Source organism: Pontibacter populi (genome assembly GCF_040278685.1).
Lineage (GTDB): Bacteria > Bacteroidota > Bacteroidia > Cytophagales > Hymenobacteraceae > Pontibacter > Pontibacter populi.
This window is the reverse complement of the sequence record NZ_JBEOKT010000005.1, coordinates 192,902-219,430: the sequence shown is the minus strand read 5'-3', so window position 1 is coordinate 219,430 and position 26,529 is coordinate 192,902. Positions and strand designations below refer to the sequence as shown.

Genomic DNA, 26,529 nt, shown 5'->3' with positions numbered 1-26,529 from the left:
ATAATGAATACAGTAAGTCTGCTGGAAGGCAAGAAGTACAGGATAGAGTACATTTGTGAAGTGCTACAGGCTTCGTTCGCAGAGGTAGACTCAGTATTGCGTGATGTAACTGAATACCTGAAAGGAGAACAGCTATCATTCAGATTCGTAGGTTTTATCTTTTGGAAGAGACATTTACTAGTGATTCTTCCAAAATATTATCTTGATTTAGTCAATCAAGAGTATATAGAGCATAGGATGCTCCTGATGCAGACTTTACTTAAGTGTCAGAAACATAGGTATTCAGATCTAAGCTTGCTTGGAGTTTATAGTTCTGATTTTGAAGAAGAAATAAGTGAAGCAGGTGCAGCTCTTTACCTTATAGAGGACTTTCTATCCTATGGGTATTGGAATAGACAAGAAAACACAATAGATCAGGCAGGTGATGGAGAGATCCTATGGGATAGCACAATAGATAATTATCATCCTTACAAATCTGGGAATAATATTACCTATCTTGAGTTTAACAGGAGGAACTCAATCAATACTGGGGATTTGATTACAAGCTATCATCAGTGGGCCATTACAGTGCTTTGGGAGAAGTATGGAGAATTATTAGGGTTCCCATATCCTATAGGAGAAGAAGAGTACAGTTATGGTGCAGATGTTTTATCAGCTCGAGCAACAGATTATTTTGATATCGAGTTTCTAAAGCATGCCATTGCTGTTGAACTTCAAAGGAGCTTTCGCGACAGAGATATAAGGTTACTGAAGTACTTATTGTTCCTTCTGATAGATGAAGAATCAGATACTTATGATACCAAACAAGTTTCTCTTTATGGTACTACAGAATTTCACATTGTTTGGGAGAAGATGTGTGGGTTCTTATTTAGGAACCAGTATGAAGACTACAAGAGATTTATACCTAAACCACTTTGGGAAGACTCTGAGGGTAGAACATCACAAGCATCATATACAATAAGACCAGATATAACAATCTTTCATCCTGTTTCTCGTCAGTTCCTGATTCTTGATGCAAAATATTACTTCCTAAATTTTGACTACTCTTCAGAATTTAGAGTCCATGGTGGAATGGACACATATGACATAATTAAACAACAGTTCTATGAGCTTGTTCTGAGGGATAAAGCAGATTTGCATGAGTATGTTCAAAGCAGAGTAGGCCAAGGTATTACTATAGAAAGGTTTAGAAGTATGTTCCTGCTCCCTTCGCTAGAGTGTGAACATTATCAGTACATTGGAAATGTATCATTAAAGGACTTCCAACTGGCATCACGAATCAATCTGTTTAGACTAAACCCTATAATGCTTATGAATCGGTTCGTTTTGAATAAACCTTATTCAGACCAAGAAATTGATGATGTTATTTCTGTGGCCTTAGTATAAATCAAGTAAGTTTGTTTTAATCACTGTTCTGGAAAGCTAGTAATAGTATAAATTTCTAACTATATTTAAATAATTAGTTATAAAATGCTGCAATGCTTAATTCACAGGAAGAAAACAAATTTAAAGTTCAGCTTATCTCTACCCTTACTACATTAGTTTATAATAATATCTACTGTTCTAACCCCAAGGATGACATTAAGGCTTCAGACGCTGCTAATGCGTTAGAAAAAAGGTTGCTAGGCTTTAGAGCTGAACTTGATATTAAGCAAGTATTACAAAAGGATAAAGATAGACAACTCTTAGATGGTGGCTTTATGCTGCCAACCAAAACTGATAGCTTGCCTCATCAGAACTCAGTATATTTCACTGTTAGTAGCGATGCTCCTGATAAATACATACCAGTTTATGAAAACCTGAGTAAACTGGATTTCCTGCAAATGTTCTTTGTGACTTATTCTTTAAGTTTAGAGACTTGGAGTTTGAGTGACGAGTTAATAAAAGGAGAAAGTCTTTTAGTACCTAACACAGAATGTCTCAGCTTTATTGATGGCAGTTTCACAAAATTACAGTTCACAACTCAAAGAGAACTTATGAGGAGCTTTACTAGAAGAAGAGACATTTATAAAGCTGAATATAGTATAGAAAGTAAAAAACAGGAAATAAATAAAGCCCAAGAACTGCTAAAACAATACAGCATAACTGAACTTCAATCCCTAGTGGCAGAGAGATATATTTATGATGGTATAATAGGAGGGAAAGTTTATAAAGGTATGCCTGCTGATATTGATTTAATTACTTTCAGGTTTGATAGATATAACTTTATAGAAGTAAAAGAAAAGGATCTGTCGAAAAGAGAACCTATTGGATTTGGAATGGATGTACATCGCTTAAGTAATATGCTCACGATGGAGAAGGTAACCCAAATACCATATTTTTATATAGTTAAGCATGTTAATAATCAGAGAGAGAGAATTTATCAGGGTTGGAAATATGTGAGACTTAAAGGTTTTGAGAAAGCTGTTGAGGGATATGGAACAATTAATGGAGGAATGGGTATGTCAACTAAAAGTAGTGAACATCCTACTTTAGTGGCACCTAAAGAAAAGTTTATTGACTTTCCTTCTAAATATTAAATCTAATAACTGAAAGTAGAACTATGGTTTGTATATCTGCTTCTCTAGTTATTGTAATACTTAATTTAAAACTTTAAGAAAATTGGGTAGAACTAAATCTACCCAAATCAGACATCTACCTAGTAGACTTCACTACGTCCTTTCAGTGGTTTGATTTTAAGGCGTAACCATCTCACGTAACAACGATAAAAAATTTCAGAATAATCAGTTAATGTACCAGCTCATGGATTTGCCTCGCAGTGCGTCTTGTATCTGAGAAGCAAAGCTCATTGCATTAACAGAACGATCAAGGTACTGGTCGATGTAAGTTGACTTGTTTGCTCCAGTTAAAAGGTTATAAAACTTCCACAAACTGATGTTGCCATCTTCCTGTTTACAGAAGTTGGGGTCTCTGTAATAGTCTTTACAGACAGCAGTCAGTTGAGAGTCTCCATATAATAAAGCGGGGATCTGTTTCTTCTCCTCAGTAGGAAGGTGCTGGTACATCCTGCAACGCCCCAGCAGCTGGGCGAACTGCTGTTCTGTAATAGTGCGCTCTGTCAAAGCTTGCATCTGTGTTAGGTGCTGGTGCTGATCGTACGAGTTCAAAAGCTGATGAATGCCTGTATAAAGCTGATCCACATGGTTTACTTTAAGATCAGCTAAATAACCATCTGTTCTAACGCATAGGTTGGTGCATACCATGTTGTTAAAGCCAATGAAAACTTTGAAATGCTCAGCAGCCCCTTTTTTATTGTAGAGGTTGTCAAGGTTGTAAGCCTTCACGCCTCCAATTGTTAAGGTAAGCTGGTTGCCATCAATGGTGTTAGTGATCGAGGGAATCTCCAGGAGAAACATCATGCGCTCATAGTATAAGGTTTTCTCCCAATCCAGCAGCTGGTTTGCAGGCTTGTCCTTCGCCTCTGGTATTCTACCCTTGATAGGGTGGCTGCATCTGATCAGAGGAGCTTGGATCTGCTCTCCACTAAAGATAGTAGAGGCTGCTTCCTGAGTTGTGCGAATGAAATCTGCCTGACTGATCAGTGGCTCGTTGTCTTTCACATAAACAGGGATAATGTGCTCCTGTTGTAGCTCAGACAAAACAACTGGTATAGTGTTAGCCTCTATAAAAGCAGAAGAGACAGAAGTGGTTGCTTCTGTCTCGTTGTTGCTGGTTACTGTAAGCCTGGGCTCTGAATGGGGTGTAACCCTGATAAGTGACTGTCTCATAATCATTAAGTTTGTGGTTGATTAAAATAATTGTAGTGCTGCTGAGGGATAGAAGCCTTGTATGACTGCTACCCCTTCCCATCTTGCTGCAGCGAATGGTCGTGGCTACGTTCTTTCAGTAGTTTTTTAGTTAGCAGGAGAAACTATCTCACAGAACAATGCCTAAGAAATTCAGCATAACTCCTGTTGTTATTCAACCTATCCTAGTTAGTATAAAATGTAAAGGTGGATGGTATCTAAATGAGTGGTGGGGATAAAGTTTGCCTTCAATAAAGTATAGCAGCGTACCTGTTCCCCAGCTTAATACTTTATCTACCTGCCTTCGCTCTCCAATTTTAATATTTCTGATAGAGCTGATACATTCGACATGAAAGGGGCACTTGACTCTCTGCAGCCTGGACTGAGAAAGAAACAGGCAATCATCAGAAAACCTGCTGGGCTCTGGGTTTAGTAGAAAGTTGGTAATCATGATTGTTGTTGCAGTGACGTTTAAAGAGAAAGAGAGCAACACAAGATGTGCTACTCCCTTCTGAAGACTAGGCAGCCTTCATATTGAATACTTCCTGTTCCATTGTCTTTGGTGCTGGAACATAGTAATAAGTGTAGTTGAGAATAATAACCTCTCCACTATCAGGAATGGTGTACTCATAAGGATCACAATCCATTTTCTCGATAGTACCAGGCAATGTCCTGCCTATCAGAGAAGCGCAGATGACCTCATTGAACGTGCAGGAGATCGAGCATTTCTTAGCAGTGGCATAAAACCTTCCTGTTTCTTTGGATTGAACTAGCTCCAGGTCTCCCTGAAGAACCAAGGCATTATACTCCCTGCCATCCTCAGTATTTCTTGTCTTCCAGTCTACAATTGTTACCATAATGATTAAAGATTTATAAGTTGAACAAACGAAAGGCACCATGCCAGACGCAGGGGTAAGGGCAGGGGCAGTCTAATATGTTATGTGGCGAAGGGAGGGAGGCAAAAAAATATAAAAAAAAGCTATATTACAGCAGCCTTTTTAAACGCTTATGACAGCATATGCATTGCTTCTTCAGGCTCCTGAGTGGAAGCAGAAACGTAAATCTATCATCAAAAGAGACAACCAAACCTGCACAGCCTGTAGCAACAAGATACCCTTCAAGTACTCCACTTTTGTCTTTACTGCTAGTATTAATCTGTTAAAGGACTGTCTTTGGGTTACTGTCCAAGACTACTACTCTGGGAAAGTTGGAGATGTATATATGCCCAAGCAATACTTAGAAGATTTGAGATTCTGCAGTCCTTTACTGGTAAATGGAAGAAGAAGCAATGATGGGAAGATTAGGAACTTTACTGTAGCTTTAAAGAAAGCCTCACAAAGAGATTGGGATATTAAACGATTAAAGAGAGAACTTGGAGAAGGGGATATTAGGTATATGGCTGCATTCAATGAATACAGAAAATGGGTCTTTGATTCGTGGGATATAGTTGGAGGTTTAGAAGTCCATCATAAATATTATAAAGTTGATTTGAAGCCTTGGGAATATCCAGATGATGCGCTCACTACTTTGTGCTGGTGCTGCCATGACAATTTACACAAGAATGGAAAAGTGCCTGTATTAGACAAATATGATAATGTAACTGGTGAATACACAAATTGCTCCAGATGTAATGGAGTAGGGTACTTCCCAGAGTTTAGTCACATTCAAGGAGGGATATGTTTTGAATGTGATGGAGCACGATATGAGGAGCTTATTGTCAAATGATTTAATTTTTTATACACACCTGTAGCGTTTAAAGAGGAAAGATGACAGCATATGCTGAATTACTAACAGACTGTAAGTGGAAAGAGAAACGAGAGGCTATCATTGCAAGGGATAGGAGCTCCTGTACTAGCTGTAATAATGACAACTTGTTCAAAAATGCTATTCTCAGTAAGGTAGTACGTATACAGAAGATGGCAGACTGGACGATGGTAATCATGGTAACGTTCCTGAATGATGAGGTTTATAAAGCATTTGTTCCTATAGAGGAAACAGGGGCATTAAAGAGGGGGCTTATGGTTCTTATAATGCCCAAGGGAAGTAGAGATGGAGAAGATTTTGCAACTATTATAGCACGTAAAGCTAACACAGAAGAGGACTTCGATATCATGTTTTTAAAGGAACAGTATGGGAAAGAGCATGAGATATTTACAGAAGCCTTCAACTCTTACAAGCATAGAATACACAATGCATGGAAGCGAATTAAAGGGCTGGAGGTGCACCATAGGTATTATAAAGTAGGTGCATTGCCCTGGGAGTACCCAGATGGGGCATTAACTACGCTTTGCTGGTATTGCCATGAAGAACTGCATAAAAATGGCAAGGTGCCTGTACTTGATAGAAATGGAAATGTGATAGGAGAGTATACGAACTGCACGAGGTGCTATGGTGCTGGTGTCTTTCCAGAGTTCAGCCATGTGCAGTCAGGCATATGTTTCAGATGTAATGGAGCTAAGTATGAAGAGTTAATTGACTCGTGAAGTCTACTTGCTTCTTTTATTTTAAGCTATATTAATAGATATGTCTACTATTCTTAAACAACCTCAATCTCCTGAATAATCAGGGGAAACAGCCTGTTGTTTTTCATTTTTCTAAAAACATATTCGAGTTTAGTTTGCATAGGGTGGGGAGGGTAACCTGTTTTATAAAAATTGAAATAGTAACACTAGAACTCCCAGAGAGAGCTCTAGTGTCTTCATGAATTATACGTTATAACCCTGCCTTGCCTACCCTATTGAGTCTGCGTGATTAGTAGTATCAGTACTTTTTAGCTTTAGGGCATACTTCTGAGCTCCACCTTTTTTGTAAGTCTGGTATCCTAACTTCTTGAGCGTTCTGCCTATTCGTTGAGTAGTTGCCTCATTTATGGTATAACCATTAATATTAGAAGCAAAATATTCTGCTATCTGGGTTGCGCTGTATAACAGACACCCCCTGTCTCCCTCTTTAGCAGGCAGGAACATCTCTGTTATCAACTCTTCTTCTGTAGTCAGCTTCTGAAACTTTCTGTTACTTGCTTCCAATTCAGCAATATCTTCTAAGCTTAGCCAATGTTGATATCCCTGCATATATAAAGCATAAGCCTGGGCATATACCTTATCCATATCAATCGTATGGTTGTAATCCAGCTCAAAGACCTCAAAGCATAAAAACCTGCGGGAGCCAGTTGTGTCGTTTAGGAACTGACTTGAGTTTACAGAGCCTGCAAACGAAGCTCTACGAGGCAAGTCCTCTGCGTTTCGTGCATATGTGCGCCTCATTTTGATTTGCGGCTTGGTGATTACTTCTTTCAACGCCCCCACTTCTGAATTATTCAGGTTTTCAAGTTCATCCAGATTTATGAGGAAACAACTCGACAGGTAAATCAGTGTGTCCTTATTATTAGGATTTATAGTGCCAGAAAACACATAGTCTTTTAATTGCTGTGGCGCAAGCCTTAAGATCCAACTGGTTTTGCCTATTCCCTGTTTGCCAGAGAAAACCAAGGCAGTTTGGTTTACTATCTCAGGATTAACTAGTGAGGCTACTGAAGCTACCAACCATTTTCTAAGCAGTCGCACAAACAACTCATCATTATCTGTCTTTACAGTCTGAGCAAGCTGTGCTATATAATCAGTTGACTGATCCCAGGGAATTAAACTCTCTACATATTCTTTAAGAGGATCATATATTTTGCTGAAGTCAGAATAGAGTATCCCTCGCAGATAGGAAAGACTGAAGGAGGTGACTTTAGCATCCTTAAGGGTCTTATCCTTTTGCATTCTTCTCCAGAAGGTGTTTTCATCACGATCTGTCAAAGGTTGAAATTTTGTGTTAGCCCCCTTCTTTCTAAACTCTAATTTGCCTGTGACCATATTTTGTCTGAACTCATGATTTCTGCTCAAGAATTGCTCAATTGAATGTATTTCACTGCTAGAGTCTTCTTCATCGTCACCATTATAATAATAATCAGTTATCTCTAATCCATTCACTTCTATTGATGGATATCGTTGTGCTATATCGTTGTTGTCATCTGTTTGATCATTCATGACTGTTCCTTTTAAAATGTTATAAAATCAGTTTTAGGAAATAATTATTGATACTGCTCTTATTCAGAGCTTAGGAATGATGAATGGTCGAAATAGCCCTCCTGCTCTGCTGTACTGGTAATACACGGTTTATGCAGGAGTAGCTAATTCTAAATGTTAAGAAGTCGTTTTATTATAACTCAGTATCTGTTGAAGAGTCAGATGAAAACTTACGACTCAGTTGAATTAGATCTTCATCTAGAGATACTGTTATATCTAGCTTGAATTGACTTTTGCTCTCAGATTTAACTAAAAGCCTTTTTAATTGATGCTCAACATCCTCAATGATAGCTTGTGCTTGCATAAGCAAGTCCAGCGTTGAAATTCTATCTTTTGACATTTTTTTATATTTTAATTTAATAATGGTGCCTGCCCCTTCCTGCATAGGCACTCACTGCTGGAAGGATATCACAAATGTCAGAAGAAGGATTTAGTGTAAGGGGCTACAGAGGGGTTACAACTTTACTTTATATTCTTTAGTGCCTCCTCGTCTATTTCTTTAATAATTGACAGTAATAAATCTTTTAGCTCATTAAGGTCTTTATTACGGTCATTGATTGGCTCTCCATCTTTATTCCATCCTCTCTTTATGTTTTTAATAAGTCCAAAGCCTGCAGCTCTAAGATTTTGTTTAGAATGCCCTGTTAGTGTAGAGACAATTTCAGCTAAGCTACTGTCATTATAATTAAGTATAGCTTTGTGTTTTAAGAGATAATCAAACAGCAAGGCAGATTGTCTGAGATTAAGTCGCTCTGCTTTAAGATTGAGCTTTGGCAGGTTAAAGTTATTAGGGAGGTTTAATGTCTGCTCTGGAGATTTAGGTGTAAGCTCTTCTGTCTTATAATATGAAAGATTGGTTTCTAGGCATTCTTTAAAATCAGTAAGAATTACTATCGTTTCTGGATATGATCGTGCGAAATCAGAACTAGACCATCTCTGAAAAATATCATTTATGCGCTGCAAAGCATACTTACTGAAGTTTTCTCTTTCCTGATCATTATTGATTGAAAAAGTCTTCTCATCTAATTCAATGTTTATGTTTTTTAATAGCTTTCTAAGCTCTCTACTTACAACAGTTGTAAAAGAGAGGCTGCCCATCTGTTCCTTTCCAGATTGATCATCAATATGAAGAAAACTTAGGCTATCAGATAGAGAATCATATTTAATATCAAAGGCGCTTGGTGGTGGGGTAAACTTTGATCTTAATTCAGCTAATCCTTCTGGAGAAAGGAAGTGATTTATTTGAGTAAGTGGGTTCATGGCTAAGAAAGACTCTTTCAGTGTGTTAAATTAATAAGCTCAATCTGTAGTAGCGAATGCTATTACGTTTCTGTCAAGTTCTTATTCAGAAAGTTGGGTTAGTATAGAAGCTACTAGTTAGTGTCTATAGCTTATAAATTTAATAAACATTTAAATCTTTCATATGAGTTGTTCAATGTGCTGCAGCATTAAAGGTTTATTCTCTATGTGATTGCAGATGAAAGCTTCAGACTTAAATCTTTGATTGATTGTAATTAGATATGCAACCATGCTTTTCTCTTTAAACGAAAGTAAAAGTGAGACAGCAAATGAGACAGCGGATGAGTTAATAGGTAACGAAAGGGAGGTTAATTGAGTAAATGTCTACTAACTTTATAACGTCTTGCCAAACGTCTTAAGTGATAAGATGAACGCTTAAAAAGGCTCACAGTGCTGTAGGAAAGCTTAAAAACAAAAAACCCTTGCCATTTCTGACAAGGGTTTCGTTGTGGTGATGATTGGAATCGAACCAACGACACAAGGATTTTCAGTCCTTTGCTCTACCAACTGAGCTACATCACCAGCTCTGTTGTGTCACCCTTTTCCGTAAGGGTATGCAAAAGTAGCAACTAACTTTTAAGTAGCAAACATTCCGGCTAAAATTTTTTTAAAAAAGGCCTTAGTATGCGTTTGTTCTTATAATTCTACTATCTTTATCTACAAATTGGTATGTATAACGAATAATTTACCGTGATAGGAATTTCAAATATTATCTTCCTGATTGTGGCAGCCATAGGCATAGGCCTGTTTGTGTGGCAGATCCGCAAAATTCGTAAAAACGTGCTTATGGGCCGCGACCTTGTTTTAGAGGACAACCCATCGGAGCGAATTAATAAAACATTGCTGGTTGCTTTCGGGCAGCAGAAAATGTTTAAGCGCATGTTGCCGGCTGTGCTGCACCTGTTTGTGTATGTAGGATTCCTGGTGATCAACATAGAGGTACTGGAGATCCTGATAGACGGTATTTTTGGTACGCACCGTGTGCTTGGTTTCCTGGGGCCGTTTTACGATGGCCTGATGGCTGTAAACGAGGTGTTGGCTGCACTGGTAATTATTGCCTGCGTTATGTTCTTATGGCGCCGTAACGTTACAAAAGTGCCTCGCCTGGCAACCGGTGTAGAGATGCGTGCATGGCCTAAAATGGATGCCAACATTATTTTGATGATCGAGATCATACTGATGTTTGCCCTTTTCGCCTTTAACATTGCCGACCTGAAATTAGCTGAATTAAACGGCCAGGAACTGGCAGGCGCTTTCCCGGTGAGCCAACTGTTTGTAAATGCCTTCGGCTCTGATGCCGGAACGCTGGCAACTATAGCTGCAGTTGGTTGGTGGATCCATATCATCGGTATCCTGGCGTTTATGAACTACCTGCCAAGCTCAAAGCACTTCCACATCATCATGGCTTTCCCGAACGTGTACTTCTCTAAACTGGTACCAAAGGGCAAAATGACAACTAACCCAGCTATTACGCATGAGATCAAAGCGATGCTGGACCCAAGCTACCAACCACCGGCGCCTGAAGTAGATGCAGAAGGAAACCCGGTTATACAACGCTTCGGGGCAAAAGATATAGAAGACCTGACCTGGAAACAGATGATGGATGCTTACACCTGTACCGAGTGTGGGCGTTGTACTTCGGTTTGTCCGGCTAACATTACAGGCAAGCTGCTTTCGCCACGTAAGATCGTGATGGATACCCGCGACCGCATGGAGGAAAAAGGCGAGCATCCGGCTATCTTTAAACCAAACCATTACAAAGAGATGGGCGTGGAGCGTGTAGAGACGACTGAAGAAAAGACGTTGCTGCGTGGTTACATTACCCCGGAAGAACTATGGGCTTGCACTACCTGTAATGCCTGCGTAGAGTCCTGCCCGGTAAACATCGATCAGCTTTCTACAATTATGGATCTGCGTCGCTACCTGGTACTGGAAGAGTCTGCTGCGCCGGCATCGCTTAACGCTATGTTCACAAACATCGAGAACAATGGTGCACCCTGGGCGTTCCCGGCATCTGACCGCTTCAACTGGGCCGACGAACTATACTTACCAAGCAAAAATTAAACTATAGATTTTTCGGATAAAGAACATAAGTCATTGGTGCAGGAATTGATTAGTAATTCCTTTGTCAGATTGTCCTTTATCGTTTACAAATACTCAGATGGAAGAGAATAAGAAGTTAATAAAAGTACCTACCATGGCCGAAATGGCTGCAAATGGTCAGGAACCGGAAGTCCTGTTTTGGGTTGGCTGCGCCGGCTCATTTGATGATCGTTATAAGAGAGTGACCCGCGCGTTTGTACAGATACTGGAGCACGTGGGCGTAAAATATGCCGTGTTGGGTACCGAAGAAAGCTGCACCGGCGACCCGGCCAAGCGTGCCGGTAACGAGTTCCTGTTCCAGATGCAGGCGCTTACCAACATTGAAGTACTGAATGGCTATAACATTAAAACTATAGTTACAGCATGTCCGCATTGCTTTAACACCATTAAAAACGAGTACCCTGACCTGGGTGGTAACTATGAGGTGATTCACCACTCGACGTTCCTGCAGCAGCTTATAAATGAGGGCAGAGTAAAGATACAGGGTGGAGGCGAGTTCAAAGGAAAGCGCATAACCTACCATGATTCTTGCTACCTGGGCCGCGCCAACGATATTTATGAAGCGCCGCGCGATGTGCTGGCAGCGTTAGATGCTGACCTGGTTGAAATGAAGCGTAGTCGTGCCAATGGTTTATGCTGTGGTGCCGGTGGTGCTCAGATGTTTAAAGAAGCAGAGCCAGGCCGTAAAGAGATCAATATCGAAAGAACAGAAGAGGCCCTGGCCACTTTAGGAGCAGAAGGTGTAATAGCTACGGCATGTCCGTTTTGCATGGTAATGATGAACGACGGGGTGAAGAACAAGGAGCAGGAACAAAACGTAAAAGTGTTCGACATCGCTGAGTTAATTGCACAGGCTGAGGGACTTAATAAGTAAATTGCTACATTGTTAAATTGCTTAATTGTTGTTTTCAGTATTAGTAACAAATACGTGCTGTGATCTAACAATTTAACAACCAACAATTCAACCATTAACTATGTATATTCCGTTTGATGAGCTGCCGCCGCAAGCGCGTGTCTGGATTTACCAGGCAAGCAGACCTTTAGCTGAGGCAGAACAAGCAGCATTAAAACCTTTGCTGGAACAGTTTGCCGAAGACTGGAGCAGCCATGGTACCAACTTACATGCATCAGCAGAGTTGTTGCACGACCAGTTTTTAGTGCTTGCCAATAACGAAAGTGCTACAGCAGCCAGTGGTTGCTCTATCGATAAGTCGGTTAATTTTGTGCGGGAGCTGGAGCAACAGTTCAATATCTCTTTTTTCGACAGAACACAACTTGCTTTTCTGAGAGATGGGGAAGTGGAGCTGGTAAGCATGAGTGAGTTGAAAAATAAAGTGGCAGCCGGCGATATCAGCAGAGATACATTATATTTCGATACGCTCGTTACTAACTATGGCGACCTGCAGGCTGCGTGGCCCCGACCGGCGCAACAAAGCTGGCTTTCGCGTTACTTTTAGATATCTGCCTAATACATATAAGACATACATAAGCACATGCACCAGATGCCACACACTACCCGGTTAACCAGAAGCCTGAAGCAGATCTGCTTGCTGGCCTTGCTTGCTTTGTTTGTAAGTGCATGTGGGGCTTCGCAGTACCTTGGCAAAGGCGACAAGCGCTTCGAGATGGAGCAATACGATAAAGCCATCGAGTATTATAAGCAGGCGCTGAGCAATTCTAAAGATCCTGGGGAAGTAAACTATAAAATTGCGGAGTCTTACCGGTTGTCGAACAGGTTAGCGGAGGCCGAGCCATTTTACAAAGCAGCCCTGGATGCTGGCTACCGGAAAGAGCAGGCATATTACTACTATGGTATGTCGCTGAAGGCTAATGGCAAATACGAAGAAGCCCTGAACCAACTACAGGATTACGCCAGCATTGGCACCAACTCCAGGTTAAAAGGACTGGCAGCGCGCGAAGTGGAAAACTTCGGGCAACTGAGCGAAATTATGCGTGGCAAGTACCCATACGAAGTTCAGAACCTGCAGGCACTTAACACCGACGGATCCGAATTTGCACCTTACATCCTGAACAACGAGCTGATATTTTCGTCTACCCGCGAGCCTGGCAAAGCTTATATGGGCAACGGCGAAGGCTTTATTGATATTTACGCCACCACACTCACCGACTCGATGGCTGAACAGGGCGGAGCGGTGCGTAAGTTTGAGAACGTGAACGTGGAAGGCATACATGATGCGCTGGCAACTTTCGCGAACGAAGGTAGAACAATGGTTTTTGCGCGAGGCAACGAAGGTTCTAAGAAAGGCCGCCAGAACGTGGACCTTTTCGTAACCTATTTCCGCTCTAACGCCTGGACCGAACCTAAACTGCTAACTATAAACGATGCCCGCGCCTGGGATTCTTCCCCGGCTTTCTCGCCAGACGGTAAAACGCTTTACTTCTCATCAGACAGAAAAGGGGGCTTGGGTGGCAACGATATCTATAAAGTAACATTAGACGAGAACAACCGTTTTGGTTCGCCGGAAAATCTTGGTCCGGATATTAACACGCCGGGTAATGAAAGCTTTGTGCACGTTGCGCCGGATGGCACCTTGTACATTGCCTCAGATGGTTTGCCGGGCTTAGGTAACCTGGATCTGTTCAGGGTAGAGAATGGAAAGCCTGTAAACATGGGTACACCTGTAAACTCGCCTGGCGATGATTTCAGCATTTACTTCCAGAGCAACACGCGTGGCTTTTTTTCCTCAAACCGCGAAGGTGGCAAAGGCGGAGATGACCTTTATAGTTTAGTGAAATCGCAGCGCAAGCAGGTTAATTTTTATGTGGATGGTACCGTTTACCTGCGCCGCGACAAAGCAAAACAGCAAACTGTTATGCCGAATCAGCTGGTTATACTTCAGAACGAAAAAGGTCAGAAGATAAAAGAAACCACTACAGATGCTGAAGGTAAATTCTCCTTTGCACTGGATACTGCCTCTACTTACTCTCTGATCTCTGAAAAACCAGGTTTCTTTACAGCACGCACACGCATTACTACAGTTGGCAAGATTCCATCGCAGGACGAGCTGCTGGAAGATGTGAACGATATCAGGCTAAAGACTACGTTGGTGCTGAACGAGATCGTAAAAGAAAAGCCAATCGTGCTGGAGAACATTTTCTATGACTTCGATAAAGCAGATATTCGTCCGGATGCAGCTTTGGAATTGGATAAACTAGTAGAGATACTGCAGGATAACCCTAACATTTCGATAGAGCTAAGCTCACATACTGACGTTCGTGGCTCTGATATTTACAACCTGGATCTGTCGCAGCGTCGTGCAGAGTCGGCTGTGGAGTACATTATCTCGAAAGGCATAAGCAGGAACCGCATTACAGCTAAAGGCTATGGCGAGACCAGGCTGGTTGTTAAAAATGCGAAAACCGATGCCGAGCACCAGCGTAACCGACGTACAGAATTTAAAGTGGTACGTATACAGGAGTAATCAGTGTAGCGCTACATAAAAAAAGCGGCTGGAGTTTAGACTTCAGCCGCTTTTCTGTTTTTTACTGGTACTATTGTCATTTCGAGCATCGGGAGAAACCTGGGTTCTATAGTTTGATTTACTTCTAACTTAAACCAAGCCATAGTTTCAAACTACATCTAATCCTGGGAGCTTTACAAACTTATAGTTTCAATTTAGCTTTGGTGCCCTCACGGCCGGGAGGCCCCGTCTTCAGGTATCGCGCTGTGCGAATCTATTTTGCTCCTGCGTCGCAATGCCTGCGGCACCAGATATTCACAAGGCGCTCAACCCAAAGACTGATACGTTTCTCATAGCAACCGGCATCTATAGTTTGAACCAATACGCTTCGAGATTTATCGTGGTCATAGTTTCGTAGGGACAGGTCGCGACCTGTCCGCTCGTAGGCTGTAACTATAAAACTTTAGTCTGAAAATTGGTAATGACAGAAAGTCCCCCTTTGAAGGGGGCGAAGGGGGATGTTAAAACTGCAACTATAAAACTATTAAGCCGCCTATAGCGAAAGCCCAAAGCCCCTTCTCCTGTTCTGGGCATGGGTAAGCACAAACTTCTTTCCGTTGCAGTAGTAGTCAAGTCGGAATAGGCAGCTTTAAGGCTATAGTTTATAAGTATGCTGTTCTTTTTATTTGGTTCTGCTGCTACAATCCCGGTTGCTTTATTAAATTTGTAAGCAAATCATCCCGAACTATGGAAAACAGATATTTGCGCCGTGGCGTGTCGGCTTCCAAAGAAGATGTGCACAACGCCATCAAGAACATCGACAAAGGCATTTTCCCGAAAGCTTTCTGCAAGATCATTCCTGATATACTGACCGGCGACCCCGACTACTGCAACATTATGCACGCCGATGGGGCCGGTACAAAATCATCGCTGGCTTACCTGTACTGGAAAGAGACCGGCGACCTGAGCGTTTGGAAAGGCATTGCCCAGGATGCTGTTGTAATGAATACCGACGACCTGCTTTGCGTGGGTGCTACCGATAACATCCTGCTTTCATCAACTATAGGCCGTAACAAACACCTGGTTTCCGGTGACGTAATTGCGGCTATTATAAACGGCACCGAAGAAGTGCTGCAGATACTTCGCGATAACGGAATCGGTATTTACAGTACCGGTGGCGAAACTGCTGACGTAGGCGATTTGGTACGTACCATTATAGTTGACAGTACGGTGACTGCCCGCATGCGCCGCGATGAAGTGATCAGTAACCATACCATACAGCCCGGCGATGTTATAGTTGGTTTTGCATCTTACGGGCAGGCCACATACGAAACGGAGTATAACGGTGGTATGGGCAGTAACGGTCTTACCTCGGCCCGACACGATGTGTTCCATAATTACCTGGCTGCATCGTACCCCGAAAGCTACGACCCTGAATTGCCTGTAGACCTGGTGTATTCCGGCAGAAAACGCCTGACCGATATAGATAAGGAAACAGGTATGGAAATAGGTAAACTGGTGCTATCTCCGACAAGAACCTATGCGCCTATAGTTAAAGCTATTTTGGAGCAACACCGCCAGCACATACACGGCATGGTGCATTGCAGCGGTGGTGCCCAGACCAAAGTGCTGCACTTTACCGATAAGGTACACATCATAAAAGATAACCTGTTCCCAACGCCGCCATTGTTCCGCATTATTCAGGAGCAAAGCCACACCGACTGGAAAGAAATGTATAAGGTGTTTAACATGGGCCACCGCCTGGAAATTTACCTGCCCGAACAATATGCCCAGGAGCTGATTGCGATCTCGAAATCCTTTAATGTAGATGCGCAGATAATTGGCCGCGTGGAAGCCAGCAAAACTAACGAACTAACTATAAAAAGCCCCCACGGCGAGTTTTACTACGAAGGTTAACTATAGCTGCAACTATAAATTGATGAAAAGCCGCAGGTAAAAAACTTGCGGCTTTTTTGTTGACTGGATGTTACGGATGGCCGCTAAAAGGGGTAATTTTTTACCAATATTTTGGAAAAATCTCCCTTTAAATACTGCAATGCAAGTTCGGGGTTTTAAAAAGTGATGTTACAAATGGTGGTGAAATAGCCTTTTATAGTTTGGGAATTATATTTAGCTTGAGCTATATTCCTAGCCTTATTCAATTTATGAAGACACTTTTCCTGTCACTCACCCTTGCACTCATCTCATTAGCCGCAGTTGCTCAAGTCAATAATCCTGATTCTATATCAGAAAAAAAACATTTCGTTGGCATAAATGGGCTTGCCATTGGATTTGATTTGGAATATAAAGAAGAGCCGAAAGGCGCTAATATACAGCCTTATACTTCTCTCTATTTCGGATACAAACTAAGTAATAAGCTAAGAATACAAGCAGGAGTATGGTATGGTATGGTACTGATAATAGGGATTTTGGGTCTGTCTATGTAGAATCTGAAGATAAACTGATTTACTACGATGATATTTCTAGAACCAAAGGTATAGGTGTACCTATTACAGTAGATTATGTGCTGTTTTACCCGCTTAAGAAGCTGCAATTTTATGGAACAGCCATGCTTACACCTATGTATAGCAAAACTTTCGCAGAGAAATCGGAGACAAGAGATGGAGTTAAAACAATTACTTATAGTGCGGAGGCAACTGGTATAAATACTTTTATAACAGCCGGTTTGGGAATAGCCTATCCTATAAGCCAACGTTTTGATACATATCTGAACTACTACCTGATAAGCCGCAATTTTAACAAAGGATTGCAGCCACGAGACCAGTATCCTTATCAGGGATCATTGGCATTAGGCATAAACTATAATTTTAATTTAAAACGAGGGAAGTAAGAAATTCCGGATATGAACCTGCCCTTTATGAAAACATCTTTCCTATTCCTTATTCTTTCACTCTCCACGTTAGTCGCTGTAGCGCAGGTTAATCCAGACTCCTTAGCAATTCAGAAGCAGATGGAGTTTGCTGCAGCACCGCCTTATAAACTTGCTATAGGCGTAAGGGTATTAAATTTAGTTGGTGAGTTTGATATGGGGCTCAATGCGAAATACTTTATTGGAAGGCAGAGTGCATTGGAAGCAAGTGTTTCAAAAGTAATTTTTAATGATAATGCCTATCAACTAGCTTTAATGTACGAACGGCACAATAAGTTATTTAACTCGAATCATTTTTTGCTTTATTATGGAGGCGGTACAGGCCTGCTGCATATTACGAAAGAAGGATATGGTACTATCATGAGCGAAGATCCTAAACCTTCGACGCAGGTAGGTGCCGGATTTATAATAGGTGCTGAAGTGGGGTTAGGCAAAATTCCAGTTGCTCTTTCCGCAGACTTCCGTGGAATTTACTACCTGAAACCAAACAGGCAGGGAGGAGCCGCTAATGTTGCCAACGCTACTTTAGGTATCAAGTATAGAATCGGAATGCCACGCAGATAATAGTTGTATTCAATTACTGCTAAGAATGAGCCGCAGGTGTAATGCCTGTGGCTTTTTTAGTTGGCTATAGTTCAGATAATAAGCAATTTATAGCTACTCCAAACTATAAATTCAAACAATAACAGCAAAAACCTATATAACTGGCACAGAAATTGAATTCGACAAAGTATAGCATTTAAACTATACTACCATGAGAAAGCTTCTACTTCCGCTCCTGCTTGTGCTACTGGCGATGCCGGTATTGGTACAAGCTTCTGTGCTAACTTTCAGGGCCCCTGCCGGCGAGGCCTTTTACCTGAAACTGGATGGCAAACTGGTTAATCGTACGGCTTCTAACTTTGTGCGTGTTGATCATCTGCGCCCGGGCAAGCATTACGTGGAAGTAAAAGTGCGCACTCGCCACCGCGATTACCAGTTGGGTACGAATGTATATGTGCGCCACGGCTTTGAAACTAACTATGGAGTGGATGTAGTAGCGCGCAAAGGCAAATTAAAGTTGAGAGTGCTGAGCGAAGTACCGTTGTTGCCACCGCCACCGGTTGTAGTTCCACGTGTACCATATCCGCCAGCAGAGCCCTACAGGCCAGCACCACCCCGCTACGGCGATCGTTATGATAGCCGCGACCGCTGCGATTACCTGATGAGCCGACAGGATGTAGACCGTTTAGCCGACGCCATGAAAAGCCGCAGCTTCGAGAGCACCAAACTAACTATAGCCCGCGAAGCCCTGCGTAACAACAGCATCCTGGCCGAAGACCTGAAATACATTCTGCAGCAGTGCGATTATGAAAGCACAAAAGTAGAGTTCGCCAAATACGCCTACGACTACGTGTGTGACCGGGAACGCTTCTATTACGTGTATGATGTTTTCAAATTCGATAGCAGCGTGCGAGAATTGGAAGAATACACCAGCCGAAGGAGGTAGTTTAAGAGTTAGAGAGTTTAGGAGTTAAAGAGTTCTAGGCTGTAGAGGTGCAATATTTTGCGTCTTTCTTCCACAACGATACAAAATTGAGTGTTAAAGTTAAAGTGTTAAATAGTTAAACAGTTTGTTTGTGAAGTAAAAAGCCGCTCACGGAAACGGAAAGCGGCTTTTTCTATTTTAACGGGTTGGTGTTATCCAAACTTCTATAGTTCGAAATACATTTAGCGTGTTCTGCTTTATACATATACATTTAACCAACTCCCTAACCCCTCCGAGGAGGGGAATTATTGATAAATTATAGTTTAGCTATAGCTTTATAGTTCCTGCAAGAAGCCAACTATAATACTATAGTTCGATTTAAAGCTTAAGACAGAAATTCCCCTCCTCGGAGGGGTTAGGGGTGGGTTCCTACAGTGTCCGACCCAACAAAAAAACCGCTCCCGGAAATCTCCGGGAGCGGCCTTATAACTATAGTTCAGCGTTAACTTTTTAACTTCCAAACTTTCTAACTTTCTAACTTACCTCAATCTGTCCACAGATCTTACCAGATCTTCGTCGCGCTTGATGAAGCGGTTGGCTAAGGCGTTTAATAACAATCCAAGCATTGGCATGTAGAAACCCGCTTCGTACGAGCCATTATCGGTTCCTTTTATCATTTCGGCACCAACGTAAGCAGCATAGTAAAACGACGTGCCAAATAAAGCAGCCAGTACCAGTGTGTTTAATAAGCCTAGTTTCATCTGGTTCAGGCGGCTACGGAACTGGAAGATCTCTACTAATGCAACTACAGCAGCAGCGATAGCCAGCAGGCCGATCGCAATAGCGCTTTTAGATGGAACATTACCGGCAGCAGTGGCCTCACCATCAGCATTAAGTACCTGCGATTTCAGCTCCCAGGCAGTAAGAACTATAGTTTCGCCGGTAGCAGCGTCGGTCTTAGACCACAGTGGTAAGAACAGCATCGAGATAACGGCCAGTACCAGCAAAAACAGAAATACGGTTTGAATTCTTTGTATCATGTGTTGGTTAAATTAACTTGCAAAGAGTTGCAAAATTAGACAAAGACCTGTAAAACTAAAATAATGAATTCAGCTTACATCATAGATATAGTTAGAACACCCGTTGGCAAGTTTGGCGGAAGCCTTAGTTCAGTGCGTCCGGATGACATGGCAGCGTTTATTTTAAAGGAACTGATGGCTCGGAATCCGCAGGTTTCCCCGGAATTAATTGAAGATGTAGTATTGGGTGCGGCTAACCAGGCTGGTGAAGATAACCGTAACGTGGCGCGTATGGCCTTGCTTTTGGCTGGCTTACCGTTACAAATTGGTGGCGTAACCGTTAACAGGCTTTGTGCTTCGGGGTTGCAGTCTATTATGGATGCCAGCCGCGCTATTAAAAGTGGCGATGGTGATGTGTACCTGGCAGGTGGCGTTGAGAGTATGACCCGTGCCCCATTTGTAATGGCCAAAGCCGAAACTGCTTTCAGCAGAACTCCAGAGATTTACGACACAACTATAGGCTGGCGCTTTACCAACCCTGCTTTATCTAAATTGCACCATCCTTTTGCTATGGGCGAGACGGCCGAAAATGTGGCAGAGCGCGAAGGTGTTTCACGTGAAGCGCAGGACGAGTTTGCCCATAACTCACAGTTAAAGTATAAAGCAGCCCACGAAGCAGGTAAATTCAACGATGAGATTATTCCTTACCCGGTTCCACAGCGCAAATCCGACCCGATTATTTTTGATACCGACGAACATCCAAGATTATCAACTATAGAAAAGTTAAGTCAGCTGGCGTCGGCATTTAAAAAAGGGGGCAGTGTAACAGCTGGCAACTCATCGGGTATAAACGATGGTGCGGCAGCATCGCTTATAGTTAGCGAAGAGACTGTAAAACGATTAGGCTTAACGCCAATGGCGCGCGTTGTTTCGGTGGCAATAGCCGGTGTAGAACCAAGCCATATGGGTATGGGACCGGTTCCAGCAACTTTAAAAGCGCTGAAAAGAGCAGGCCTAACTATAAACGATATTGGCCTTGCCGAAATAAACGAAGCTTTTGCCGCGCAGGCCTTGCCATGTGTGCAGCAACTGGGCATAGATCCGGCTATAGTTAACGTGAACGGTGGTTCTATTGCCATTGGTCATCCGCTGGGGGCAAGTGGCACGCGTATTTCAGCAACCTTGCTACACGAAATGAAGCGTCGCGAGAACGTGCGTTACGGCCTGGCAACCATGTGCGTAGGTGTAGGGCAGGGCGCTGCGATCATCTACGAGAAAGTATAGCAATAAAAAATATTAAACTATAAAACCCCGTTTCTGGAAGCAGGAGCGGGGTTTTGCTTTTTATAGTTGAAAAACAAGGCAAAAGATCAGTAAACTGGCACTGCCTTTGTATATAGAGAAACAACATATTAACTGAAGCTTATGAAAAAGGTATTGACAATTGTATTGGTAGCAGTGCTGACGATAGTTGGCCAGCAAGCCATTGCACAGGGTAATAGTAACGCACGAAGCAAAAGACCTGAGTTTGTAAACGAGAAACACCGTGCCCACGCCGAGTGGAAGCGCGAGAAAGAATATTCTAAAAAGCACAAGAAACATAACAAGAAGAAACACGACCGCGACCATGACGACGATGAGGACCGTTGGGAAAGAGATGATGACCGCAGAAGGGATCGCGATAGAGACAGAGATGACGACAGAAGAGTAGAACGCGATTATCCTTGGGAAAGAACAGCTGAACAGCGCCGCGCGGAAGAAAGACGCCGTGAAGAAGAACGCAGACGCGAGAGTGACAGTGACAGACCAAGAACGGTACGCGACGTGATTCTGAAAAGAACAGGCGGCAACTAAGAAATTATACAGGCTGATTTAATAATTCAGCCCACCAGCTATTAAAATACCTAACAGTGCCCCGGAGCCCGGCTATACTTTGTGTAGCCGGGCTTTTTATGTGCTATAGTTTGTGTGCAGCTTTAAAAGGAAATGATAACTTTGCTGCATGCGGTATTTCTTAGAGATAGCCTACGACGGCACACGTTTCCATGGTTGGCAAATACAGCCTAACGCTGTTTCGGTGCAGGAAGTGCTGGACGATAGCCTGAGTAAAATTCTGCGTGAAACTATAAACACGACTGGCAGCGGCCGCACCGATACCGGCGTACACGCCAGCCAGCAGTTCGTGCACTTCGACTCGGTGCAGCAGCTAGACCCGCAGCACATTGTTTACCGTCTCAACCGCATTTTACCCGACGATATATCTGCTTATAACTTATACCTCGTGCCCGACGAGGCACATGCCCGCTACGACGCTTTTGCCCGCACCTACCATTACCACATCACGCTCCGCAAAGATCCTTTTAAACGCTACTACGCCTGGTACCACAGCAAACCTTTGGATGTGAACCTGATGAACGAAGCCGCAATTATACTGCTGAAGTACGAGGATTTTACCACCTTCAGTAAAGTGAAAGGCGATACCAAACACTACCGCTGCAACATGTACGAGGCTTACTGGCAACAACAAGGCGATGAGCTGGTATTTACTATCCGGGCAAACCGGTTTTTGCGCGGCATGGTTCGGCTTATAGTTGGCGCACTTACAGATGTTGGTCGAGGTAAGTTAACGATAGCAGATTTCGAAAAGAGCATTGCGAGCCAGGACAGGAGCCTGGCCAGTGGCGCAGCCCCATCAGAAGGGCTTTATTTAGCCAAAGTAGAGTACCCGGATCATTTATTTCAAAACATCACCCAAATCAAACCATAAAATTCTATGCAACTAGAAGAAGACCATCGTGGGCCGCATTTAAACGGTAAACACCTGCGGCCAGAAAGCTTAATGATGAGTTACGGGTACAACCCCGAATGGTCAGAAATGGCCGTAAAAGCCCCCATATACCAGACATCCACTTTCGTTTTTAAGAACGCCGAAGAAGGCAAAGCATTTTTTGAGCTGGCGTATGGCCTCCGCGATAAAGGCGCCGAAGAGCAGATGGGCCTTATTTATAGCCGTCTCAACAACCCCGACCTCGAAATTTTAGAGAATCGCCTCCGCTTCTGGGATGGTGCCCAGGATGCTGCAGTTTTTGCGAGTGGTATGGCCGCTATAAGCACCATGCTATTGGCGCTGCTAAAACCCGGCGACGTTATCCTGCACAGCGAGCCTATCTATGGCGGCTCTGATTACTACATCAAAAACATCCTTCCGAAGTTTGGCATTCAAAGCATAGGGTTCCGGGCGAACATGGAAGCACATGAAGTAGATGAACTACTGGTTGCTTCTGGCGTAGCTGATAAGCTGGCCATGGTGTATATCGAGACCCCTGCCAACCCAACCAACCACTTAGTAGATATCGAAGCCTGTGCGACACTGGCCAAAAAACATTCTACGGAAGATAAAAAAGTTATAGTTGCGGTTGACAACACTTTCCTCGGTCCGCTGTTCTGCCACCCGTTAAAACATGGCGCTGACCTGCTGGTTTACTCTGCTACCAAATACATAGGCGGCCACTCTGACCTTATAGCAGGTGCTTGTTTAGGTTCTTCAGAGGTGATGAAGCAGGTGAAGGCCATGCGTACATTTATGGGTTCTATGGCCAGCCCATGGACAGGTTGGATGCTGATGCGCTCGCTGGAGACCTTGAAGATACGAATGGAATGCCAGGCGCGTGGTGCAGAAACTGTAGCTGTTTACCTTAAAAACCATCCGAAAGTAGAGCGCATTTACTATTTAGGCGATCTGCAGGGCAGCCCGCAGCAGCAAGCCATTTACGAAAAGCAATGCTTATCGGCAGGTTCTATGATATCGTTTGATATTAAGGGCGGCGAAAAAGAAGCCTTTACATTCCTGAACAACCTGAAACTGATAAAACTGGCTGTAAGCTTAGGTGGCACCGAGTCGCTGGCAGAACACCCTGCTTCCATGACTCACTCCGATATCACACCGGCTGACAGAGCTGTAATGGGAATTGGAGAAGGCATGGTACGTATTTCAGTGGGCGTAGAGCACCCTGAAGATATAATAAGCGATATAGAACAGGCGCTGGCAAGCGTATAAACAATCTATAGTTACACCCATAAAAAGAGCCGCAGCTTTATAGTTGCGGCTCTTTTGTTTTGCAAATTCAATTAATTATATATTTAATATGATAATTTTTATAAAAAATTGAAACCAATCAGCAGGGTTATCGTTGTGGTATATAAGTAAAATTATATATGGAAGTGTGCAGGCGAATTTAAATGCATCATACGGAGGCTATTTAGTAAAGTATACAAACTACTAAGTAAAAATCACTCCAATTCTTTTTTCTGCCACCTCACTTGTACTTTTTACTACCGCGACCCAATTCTGAAACCCTAATATCAAATACATGCAGGCACCTTTACACCCTGATACTGCAATCCGTATTTTAAGATCGCTCGTGCGCCTGATAGCGGCGCATGGTGCAGGCAAATCCTTTCTCATACTTTTCTTTATACTCACTGTTACAGCTGCGCAGGCATCTCATTTCCGGTATGGTAATGTTAGCTGGCGCTGGGTAAGTGGAAATACTGTCGAGTTTAAAGTAAGCCAATCGTGGCGCTACACGGCTTTTTATGCCGAGAAAGGCCAGGTAGTTAACCCCGGAGATTTCTTTTTTGGAGATGGAACATTCGCTGCTATTCCGCTGCAGGTTACGGCCGTTAACCAAACCGACGACTGGATGTACGGCGAAGCGATCATAACTAAAACCTATAGTTCGGCGGGCAACTATACCGCCTACTTTACAGGTTGCTGCCGCGTTAGCTCCCTCAAAAATAACTCAGATGGCAATTGGAACTTACAGACTACAGTAACAGTGGGCAACGGCAACAGCGCTCCGGTAACTACACTTCCGGCTATAGTTAACCTGCCGCATAGCAAGCCCAATGCTTCTTTTAAAATGCCCGTAACAGACCCCGATGGCGACGCACTTACCTTTAGGCTGGCAAACCAGCAGGAGATGGGCGGTGGAAATAACCCCGAAGGCTTAAGCGTAAATGCTATAACCGGAACCATCTCTTTTAACACGACAGGCATGCTGGCAGGCGATATGTACAATGCCGGTGTCACTGTAACCGATAGCAGAGGTGCCAGCGTAACCACCGACTTCGTTATCAAAATTACAGATCAGTCTACACCACCGGTTTTCGATTATAGTGTAACGCCGGCTAACCAGGCCGTTTACCAGGTGGCGCCCGGGCAACAGGTAAATTTTATAGTTAAAGCCCACGATGCAGACCCGGATGATAAAGTAATGCTGCAGGCTACCGGCATTCCGGCTGGTGCTGCGCTTAACCCGGCACTGCCGGCTATCAACAACCCGGTACAAAGTACATTTGCCTGGACACCCGCTTCTGCCAACTTAGGCGTATATGTCATCAATTTTATAGCCCAGGACCTGAAAGGCGTACAAACCACCACATCAGTAACGATACAGGTAAGCTACAAGCCTAAATTTGACGTACCGCCTACGCCAGCTGCCAAGAGCTACACGTTTGTGAGGCCGGGTAATAAAATAGATTTTACAGTACAAGCCTCAGACCCGGATGTAAACGATAAAGTACAACTGGTAGAAATAAAAGGATTACCGGATGGAGTGGCTCAGTTGCCAACTATAGCTGCAAACCCGGTAAACATGCAGGTAACCTGGACTCCGGAAGTAAAGAACTGGGGGGTAAATGCCATAACTGTAAAAGCCCGCGACACCCAGAACGACGAACAGGTGCATAGCTTTAATATAGTTGTGAACACGCCGCCGGTCTTTACATCAGCCCCTACAGAATATCCGCTGGCAGCAGGCTATGCCTATAGTTATGATATTAAAGTGCAGGACAACGACCTTCCGTATGGCGACCGCATGGAGATTTTTGCTGAGCAATTACCTGCCTGGCTTTCTTTAATAGATAAAGGAGATGGCAATGCTACACTTTCCGGAACGCCAACTATAGCCGACGAAGGCGAATACACTATAAAACTAATTGCGGAAGATAAATGGCACCACAACGGCGGCCTGGCCGTGCAGGAACTATATTTAAAAGTAACCAATGCCAGCTGCGGCGATAAAAACGAAAAAGTGCTGGTTTGCCACAATGGCCAGACGATCTGCGTAGCTAAAAGCATGGTACAGGAACACCTGGACCATGGCTGCTACCTGGGCACCTGTGACCCGCTTATACCTTCTGAGGTTGTGGATGAAGATATCAAACTTCTGGCTTATCCAAATCCGTTTACTGCTGCTACCACCCTGGAATATGTACTGCCAACTGCCGGCAACTATAAACTGGAACTGCTGGATGTAAAAGGGCAATTGGTAAATATACTGCAGCAGGGCGAGGGAAATAAAGGCCAGTACTTCGAATCAGAAACAAACACCACTTCCCTTAAGCCCGGAATTTACTTTGTGCGCCTGATAACCGCCACACAGGTACAGCACGTAAAGGTGGTAAAACAATAGCGCTCCGCTGTACTTATCGCTGCAAAATTACGACTG

24 protein-coding genes and 1 tRNA gene are annotated in these 26,529 nt (G+C 43.2%); 18 read left to right on the top strand and 7 right to left on the bottom strand.

All coding sequences use genetic code 11. The features are described from left to right. Positions 1-3: 3 nt before the first annotated feature. On the top strand, positions 4-1,386 hold the full coding sequence (locus ABS362_RS07500; protein ID WP_350411779.1) for an LlaJI family restriction endonuclease: 1,383 nt from the start codon (positions 4-6) through the stop codon (positions 1,384-1,386). Between the two features lie 92 nt (positions 1,387-1,478). Then, complete coding sequence (locus ABS362_RS07495) at positions 1,479-2,519, top strand: hypothetical protein (protein WP_350411778.1); 1,041 nt, start codon at positions 1,479-1,481, stop codon at positions 2,517-2,519. Positions 2,520-2,723: 204 nt separating this feature from the next. Here ABS362_RS07495 and ABS362_RS07490 read toward each other — a convergent pair whose 3' ends face one another. Beyond that, positions 2,724-3,728, bottom strand: coding sequence for a DUF3871 family protein (locus ABS362_RS07490; RefSeq protein ID WP_350411777.1), 1,005 nt, complete (start codon positions 3,726-3,728; stop codon positions 2,724-2,726). Between the two features lie 536 nt (positions 3,729-4,264). Beyond that, positions 4,265-4,603, bottom strand: coding sequence for a hypothetical protein (locus tag ABS362_RS07485; RefSeq protein WP_350411776.1), 339 nt, complete (start codon positions 4,601-4,603; stop codon positions 4,265-4,267). 151 nt (positions 4,604-4,754) lie between these two features. On the opposite strand from ABS362_RS07485, the gene ABS362_RS07480 reads away from it, so the two are divergent. Then, the gene (locus ABS362_RS07480; RefSeq protein ID WP_350411775.1) at positions 4,755-5,471 is read left to right on the top strand and encodes a hypothetical protein; all 717 of its coding nucleotides are present in this window, start codon (positions 4,755-4,757) and stop codon (positions 5,469-5,471) included. Positions 5,472-5,662: 191 nt separating this feature from the next. Continuing rightward, positions 5,663-6,229 (top strand): hypothetical protein, encoded by a 567-nt coding sequence (locus ABS362_RS07475; protein WP_350411774.1) that lies wholly within the window; start codon positions 5,663-5,665, stop codon positions 6,227-6,229. Positions 6,230-6,475: 246 nt separating this feature from the next. Here the strand turns inward: ABS362_RS07475 and ABS362_RS07470 are convergent, their stop codons facing one another. The 4 genes from ABS362_RS07470 to ABS362_RS07455 form a co-directional block, all read right to left on the bottom strand. Continuing rightward, entirely contained in the window at positions 6,476-7,777 is a 1,302-nt protein-coding gene (locus ABS362_RS07470; RefSeq protein WP_350411773.1) for a VapE domain-containing protein, read from the bottom strand. A 172-nt stretch (positions 7,778-7,949) separates the two neighbouring features. After that, a complete protein-coding gene (locus ABS362_RS07465; RefSeq protein WP_350411772.1) occupies positions 7,950-8,201 on the bottom strand; it encodes a hypothetical protein in 252 nt (83 codons plus the stop codon). 77 nt (positions 8,202-8,278) lie between these two features. Further along, positions 8,279-9,076 carry a hypothetical protein gene (locus ABS362_RS07460; protein WP_350411771.1) on the bottom strand — a complete coding sequence of 266 codons (798 nt, stop codon included), beginning with the start codon at positions 9,074-9,076 and terminating at the stop codon, positions 8,279-8,281. A 488-nt stretch (positions 9,077-9,564) separates the two neighbouring features. Further along, a tRNA-Phe gene (locus tag ABS362_RS07455) sits at positions 9,565-9,637 on the bottom strand. 168 nt (positions 9,638-9,805) lie between these two features. Here ABS362_RS07455 and ABS362_RS07450 point away from each other — a divergent pair. From ABS362_RS07450 to ABS362_RS07410, 9 genes are all read left to right on the top strand, one after another. Then, positions 9,806-11,179: a 4Fe-4S dicluster domain-containing protein gene (locus ABS362_RS07450; RefSeq protein WP_350411770.1), complete on the top strand. Its 1,374-nt coding sequence runs from the start codon at positions 9,806-9,808 to the stop codon at positions 11,177-11,179. Between the two features lie 97 nt (positions 11,180-11,276). After that, on the top strand, positions 11,277-12,092 hold the full coding sequence (locus tag ABS362_RS07445) for a (Fe-S)-binding protein (protein WP_350411769.1): 816 nt from the start codon (positions 11,277-11,279) through the stop codon (positions 12,090-12,092). 100 nt (positions 12,093-12,192) lie between these two features. Beyond that, on the top strand, positions 12,193-12,675 hold the full coding sequence (locus ABS362_RS07440) for a hypothetical protein (RefSeq protein ID WP_350411768.1): 483 nt from the start codon (positions 12,193-12,195) through the stop codon (positions 12,673-12,675). A gap of 45 nt (positions 12,676-12,720) precedes the next feature. Next, on the top strand, positions 12,721-14,661 hold the full coding sequence (locus tag ABS362_RS07435) for a CHU_0125 family OmpA-like outer membrane integrity protein (protein ID WP_350411767.1): 1,941 nt from the start codon (positions 12,721-12,723) through the stop codon (positions 14,659-14,661). A gap of 726 nt (positions 14,662-15,387) precedes the next feature. Beyond that, a complete protein-coding gene (locus ABS362_RS07430; RefSeq protein ID WP_350411766.1) occupies positions 15,388-16,557 on the top strand; it encodes an AIR synthase related protein in 1,170 nt (389 codons plus the stop codon). 248 nt (positions 16,558-16,805) lie between these two features. Beyond that, a complete protein-coding gene (locus tag ABS362_RS07425) occupies positions 16,806-17,087 on the top strand; it encodes a hypothetical protein (protein ID WP_350411765.1) in 282 nt (93 codons plus the stop codon). After that, positions 17,039-17,491 carry a hypothetical protein gene (locus ABS362_RS07420; protein WP_350411764.1) on the top strand — a complete coding sequence of 151 codons (453 nt, stop codon included), beginning with the start codon at positions 17,039-17,041 and terminating at the stop codon, positions 17,489-17,491. Before ABS362_RS07425 ends, ABS362_RS07420 begins: the two co-directional genes overlap by 49 nt. A gap of 27 nt (positions 17,492-17,518) precedes the next feature. Continuing rightward, positions 17,519-18,094: a hypothetical protein gene (locus ABS362_RS07415; RefSeq protein WP_350411763.1), complete on the top strand. Its 576-nt coding sequence runs from the start codon at positions 17,519-17,521 to the stop codon at positions 18,092-18,094. A gap of 190 nt (positions 18,095-18,284) precedes the next feature. Next, the gene (locus ABS362_RS07410) at positions 18,285-19,019 is read left to right on the top strand and encodes a proline and serine-rich protein 1 family protein (RefSeq protein ID WP_350411762.1); all 735 of its coding nucleotides are present in this window, start codon (positions 18,285-18,287) and stop codon (positions 19,017-19,019) included. Between the two features lie 518 nt (positions 19,020-19,537). Here ABS362_RS07410 and ABS362_RS07405 read toward each other — a convergent pair. Further along, the gene (locus ABS362_RS07405) at positions 19,538-20,038 is read right to left on the bottom strand and encodes a DUF4293 domain-containing protein (RefSeq protein WP_350411761.1); all 501 of its coding nucleotides are present in this window, start codon (positions 20,036-20,038) and stop codon (positions 19,538-19,540) included. Positions 20,039-20,101: 63 nt separating this feature from the next. Here ABS362_RS07405 and ABS362_RS07400 point away from each other — a divergent pair, with 63 nt between their 5' ends. From ABS362_RS07400 to ABS362_RS07380, 5 genes are all read left to right on the top strand, one after another. Further along, on the top strand, positions 20,102-21,301 hold the full coding sequence (locus ABS362_RS07400) for an acetyl-CoA C-acyltransferase (protein ID WP_350411760.1): 1,200 nt from the start codon (positions 20,102-20,104) through the stop codon (positions 21,299-21,301). Positions 21,302-21,442: 141 nt separating this feature from the next. Beyond that, entirely contained in the window at positions 21,443-21,871 is a 429-nt protein-coding gene (locus ABS362_RS07395; protein ID WP_350411759.1) for a hypothetical protein, read from the top strand. 148 nt (positions 21,872-22,019) lie between these two features. Then, positions 22,020-22,784, top strand: a complete 765-nt coding sequence (gene truA / locus ABS362_RS07390) for a tRNA pseudouridine(38-40) synthase TruA (RefSeq protein ID WP_350411758.1) — start codon at positions 22,020-22,022, stop codon at positions 22,782-22,784. Positions 22,785-22,790: 6 nt separating this feature from the next. After that, entirely contained in the window at positions 22,791-24,074 is a 1,284-nt protein-coding gene (locus ABS362_RS07385) for a cystathionine gamma-synthase family protein (RefSeq protein ID WP_350411757.1), read from the top strand. Between the two features lie 313 nt (positions 24,075-24,387). Continuing rightward, the gene (locus ABS362_RS07380) at positions 24,388-26,493 is read left to right on the top strand and encodes a putative Ig domain-containing protein (RefSeq protein ID WP_350411756.1); all 2,106 of its coding nucleotides are present in this window, start codon (positions 24,388-24,390) and stop codon (positions 26,491-26,493) included. The last annotated feature ends 36 nt before the right edge of the window (positions 26,494-26,529 follow it).

Bases quoted from the DNA above. Each gene is read 5' to 3' on its own strand.
- ABS362_RS07500 (WP_350411779.1), top strand. From the start codon at position 4: ATGAATACAGTAAGTCTGCTGGAAGGCAAGAAGTACAGGATAGAGTAC.
- ABS362_RS07495 (WP_350411778.1), top strand. From the start codon at position 1,479: ATGCTTAATTCACAGGAAGAAAACAAATTTAAAGTTCAGCTTATCTCT.
- ABS362_RS07490 (WP_350411777.1), bottom strand. From the start codon at position 3,728: ATGAGACAGTCACTTATCAGGGTTACACCCCATTCAGAGCCCAGGCTT.
- ABS362_RS07485 (WP_350411776.1), bottom strand. From the start codon at position 4,603: ATGGTAACAATTGTAGACTGGAAGACAAGAAATACTGAGGATGGCAGG.
- ABS362_RS07480 (WP_350411775.1), top strand. From the start codon at position 4,755: ATGACAGCATATGCATTGCTTCTTCAGGCTCCTGAGTGGAAGCAGAAA.
- ABS362_RS07475 (WP_350411774.1), top strand. From the start codon at position 5,663: ATGGCAGACTGGACGATGGTAATCATGGTAACGTTCCTGAATGATGAG.
- ABS362_RS07470 (WP_350411773.1), bottom strand. From the start codon at position 7,777: ATGAATGATCAAACAGATGACAACAACGATATAGCACAACGATATCCA.
- ABS362_RS07465 (WP_350411772.1), bottom strand. From the start codon at position 8,201: ATGCAGGAAGGGGCAGGCACCATTATTAAATTAAAATATAAAAAAATG.
- ABS362_RS07460 (WP_350411771.1), bottom strand. From the start codon at position 9,076: ATGAACCCACTTACTCAAATAAATCACTTCCTTTCTCCAGAAGGATTA.
- ABS362_RS07445 (WP_350411769.1), top strand. From the start codon at position 11,277: ATGGAAGAGAATAAGAAGTTAATAAAAGTACCTACCATGGCCGAAATG.
- ABS362_RS07440 (WP_350411768.1), top strand. From the start codon at position 12,193: ATGTATATTCCGTTTGATGAGCTGCCGCCGCAAGCGCGTGTCTGGATT.
- ABS362_RS07435 (WP_350411767.1), top strand. From the start codon at position 12,721: ATGCCACACACTACCCGGTTAACCAGAAGCCTGAAGCAGATCTGCTTG.
- ABS362_RS07430 (WP_350411766.1), top strand. From the start codon at position 15,388: ATGGAAAACAGATATTTGCGCCGTGGCGTGTCGGCTTCCAAAGAAGAT.
- ABS362_RS07425 (WP_350411765.1), top strand. From the start codon at position 16,806: ATGAAGACACTTTTCCTGTCACTCACCCTTGCACTCATCTCATTAGCC.
- ABS362_RS07420 (WP_350411764.1), top strand. From the start codon at position 17,039: ATGGTATGGTATGGTACTGATAATAGGGATTTTGGGTCTGTCTATGTA.
- ABS362_RS07415 (WP_350411763.1), top strand. From the start codon at position 17,519: ATGAAAACATCTTTCCTATTCCTTATTCTTTCACTCTCCACGTTAGTC.
- ABS362_RS07410 (WP_350411762.1), top strand. From the start codon at position 18,285: ATGAGAAAGCTTCTACTTCCGCTCCTGCTTGTGCTACTGGCGATGCCG.
- ABS362_RS07405 (WP_350411761.1), bottom strand. From the start codon at position 20,038: ATGATACAAAGAATTCAAACCGTATTTCTGTTTTTGCTGGTACTGGCC.
- ABS362_RS07400 (WP_350411760.1), top strand. From the start codon at position 20,102: ATGAATTCAGCTTACATCATAGATATAGTTAGAACACCCGTTGGCAAG.
- ABS362_RS07395 (WP_350411759.1), top strand. From the start codon at position 21,443: ATGAAAAAGGTATTGACAATTGTATTGGTAGCAGTGCTGACGATAGTT.
- truA (WP_350411758.1), top strand. From the start codon at position 22,020: ATGCGGTATTTCTTAGAGATAGCCTACGACGGCACACGTTTCCATGGT.
- ABS362_RS07385 (WP_350411757.1), top strand. From the start codon at position 22,791: ATGCAACTAGAAGAAGACCATCGTGGGCCGCATTTAAACGGTAAACAC.
- ABS362_RS07380 (WP_350411756.1), top strand. From the start codon at position 24,388: ATGCAGGCACCTTTACACCCTGATACTGCAATCCGTATTTTAAGATCG.